The 2,779-nt window shown below is 35.7% G+C and carries 3 protein-coding genes and 1 riboswitch; all 3 genes read left to right on the top strand.

Annotated features, from left to right (window positions below):
* Nucleotides 1–3: 3 nt before the first annotated feature.
* Nucleotides 4–92, top strand: a riboswitch (TPP riboswitch).
* Between the two features lie 215 nt (nt 93–307).
* On the top strand, nt 308–976 hold the full coding sequence (locus ADI74_RS01570; protein WP_033605928.1) for a TenA family protein: 669 nt from the start codon (nt 308–310) through the stop codon (nt 974–976).
* A 127-nt stretch (nt 977–1,103) separates the two neighbouring features.
* Nucleotides 1,104–1,886 carry a hydroxyethylthiazole kinase gene (thiM, locus tag ADI74_RS01565; RefSeq protein ID WP_033605927.1) on the top strand — a complete coding sequence of 261 codons (783 nt, stop codon included), beginning with the start codon at nt 1,104–1,106 and terminating at the stop codon, nt 1,884–1,886.
* 1 nt (nt 1,887) lies between these two features.
* Nucleotides 1,888–2,517 (top strand): thiamine phosphate synthase, encoded by a 630-nt coding sequence (gene thiE, locus ADI74_RS01560; RefSeq protein ID WP_033605926.1) that lies wholly within the window; start codon nt 1,888–1,890, stop codon nt 2,515–2,517.
* Nucleotides 2,518–2,779: the final 262 nt, after the last annotated feature.

Below are 2,779 nucleotides of genomic sequence, written 5' to 3'. Positions count from 1 at the left end.
TAATAAAGACATTTGGGGTGCTTTAGGCTGAGATGATACCCATTGAACCTGATACAGTTAAGACTGGCGAAGGGAAATGTGAAACGTTTTTTCGTATGGCGAAATGAACGATCTAATCTTGTAAGCTAAACTCTAATTCTTGATTGTAATTGGAGTTTTTTTGTTTATATAAACTGGATGAAGGTGATACAAAGCATTTAGGTAGCTTTTCTTGAACGCCCTTGATTTTCTTTAAAAAGGTCAAGTAAAACTAGGATTTTCTTGATGTTTTGTTGATTACGAACGAGTAAAGAGAGGAAAAGTAAATATGGAAAGACAAGACTATGCATTTCAGCCAGGTTTGACTGTTGGAGAATTATTAAAAAGCAGTCAGAAGGATTGGCAGGCTGCAATCAATCATCGTTTTGTTAAGGAACTTTTTGCGGGGACAATTGAGAATAAGGTCTTAAAAGACTACCTAATTCAAGATTATCACTTCTTTGATGCCTTCTTATCCATGCTGGGTGCTTGCGTAGCCCACGCAGACCAGCTTGAATCCAAGCTTCGTTTTGCCAAGCAACTAGGCTTTCTTGAAGCAGATGAAGACGGTTATTTCCAAAAAGCTTTCAAAGATTTAAAAGTATCTGAGAATGACTATCTGGAAGTGACCTTGCATCCTGTAACAAAAGCCTTTCAGGAGCTTATGTATTCTGCTGTATCATCATCAGACTATGCCCATCTTTTAGTCATGCTGGTCATTGCAGAAGGTCTCTATTTAGACTGGGGTTCTAAAGATTTGGCTCTACCTGAAGCCTATATTCATTCGGAATGGATTAATCTCCACAGAGGTCCTTTCTTTGCAGAGTGGGTTCAATTTCTGGTTGACGAACTCAATCGTGTCGGAAAAGGTCGAGAAGATTTGACAGAACTTAAGCAACGCTGGAACCAAGCAGTCGCTTTAGAATTAGCCTTTTTTGATATTGGTTATGATGCTTAGGGAAAGTTCAGGATACTGACAAATTTGATGAGGTAAATCATTCAATGTAACTGAAAAATTTCTTAACGAAAGATAGAGATAAATCGAAATCAGTAGATCGTATAAAGTGAAAAGGAAGGATTTCAATATGACAAGTTTAAAATTATTAAAAGAAAAAGCACCATTAGTAATCTGTATCACCAATGATGTTGTAAAAAACTTTACAGCAAATGGATTAGTAGCACTGGGTGCCTCACCAGCTATGAGCGAGTACCCAGCAGACTTAGAAGATCTATTAAAATATGCTGGAGGATTATTGATTAACATTGGGACTTTAACGGATAATAATTGGAAGCTGTACCAAGAGGCACTAAAAATTGCTGAAAAATATAATGTTCCTGCAGTTTTAGATCCTGTAGCCTGTGGAGCAGGAGAATATAGAAAAAAAGTAGCAGATGATCTAATCAATAATTACAAACTGGCAGCGATTAGGGGAAATGCTGGCGAGATTGCCTCTTTAGTAGGAATAAATGTGGCATCTAAAGGAGTAGATAGTGCAGGCGTAGATAATATTGATGAAATTGCTCTAGCAGCAAATAAAAAGTTCAATATTCCAATAGTAGTAACAGGTGAAGTGGATGCCATTGCGGTTAATGGAGAAGTTGTAACGATTCATAATGGTAGTGCCATGATGCCAAAAGTTATTGGGACAGGATGCTTATTAGGTGCTGTAGTAGCAAGCTTTATCGGACTTGAAAAAGGTCAAGAATTGAAATCATTAGAAACAGCAATGTTGGTTTACAATATCGCTGGAGAAATGGCAGAAAAACGTCCAAATGGGCATCTTCCTGGAACATTTAAAGTTGAATTTATAAATGCCTTATACGAGATTACAGACGAAGATGTAAAGGAATTCAAAAGAGTGAAGTAAGATGTTTCATAAAGAATTACTAAAACTATATTTTATTTGTGGAACGACTACTTGCCAAGGAAAAGATATATATAGAGTCGTTGAGGAAGCCTTAAAAGGTGGTATAACCTTATTTCAATTCCGTGAAAAAGGTGAGGGAGCCTTAGAAGGTAAAGAAAAAGTCGAATTAGCAATTAAACTACAGGATCTTTGTAAAAAATACAATGTTCCGTTTATTGTTAATGATGATATTGATTTGGCAATGGAAATTGATGCTGATGGTGTACATGTAGGACAGGATGATCTTGGTGTTGATGAAATTAGAAAATTGATGCCAGATAAAATAATTGGTCTTTCTATAAAAAACGAGGAAGAATTTCAACAATCAAAAGTTGAATATGTAGATTATGTTGGTGTTGGTCCTGTATTTGATACCCAGTCAAAAGATGATGCTGGTGGTGCTATAGGTTATGAAGGTCTTAAATTGATGAGAAAACTATTGCCACAAATTCCCTTAGTTGCAATTGGTGGGATACAGACGCAACATATTAAAGATATTATGAAGACCAATGTTGACGGCGTTTCAATCATTTCAGCAATATCGTATGCAAAAAATATAGAAAAAACTGTTCGGGAAATGAGTGAACAATAGGCATCAATTTTTCCTTGGATTCTGAGGGAGTAGGATTTTCTTTTTTCTAAAAAGATATGTCCAGATTCAGTTCAAATAGCTAATCCATCAAATAAGTCATTTATTTTTTGCAAAAGAAAGATCTGCTGTCTTTTTGAGTACAAGGCTGTATTTCCAGTTCAATTCCTTGAACTAGAATAAATCGTCTGTTAAAATAATTATATAATTAAATAATAAAGACATTTGGGGTGCTTTAGGCTGAGATGATACCCATTGAACCTGA

The organism is Streptococcus pseudopneumoniae (assembly GCF_001074565.1).
GTDB classification, from domain to species: domain Bacteria; phylum Bacillota; class Bacilli; order Lactobacillales; family Streptococcaceae; genus Streptococcus; species Streptococcus pseudopneumoniae_J.
The sequence above is the reverse complement of the archived record's forward strand: the minus strand, read 5'-3'. Positions and strand labels throughout refer to the sequence as shown.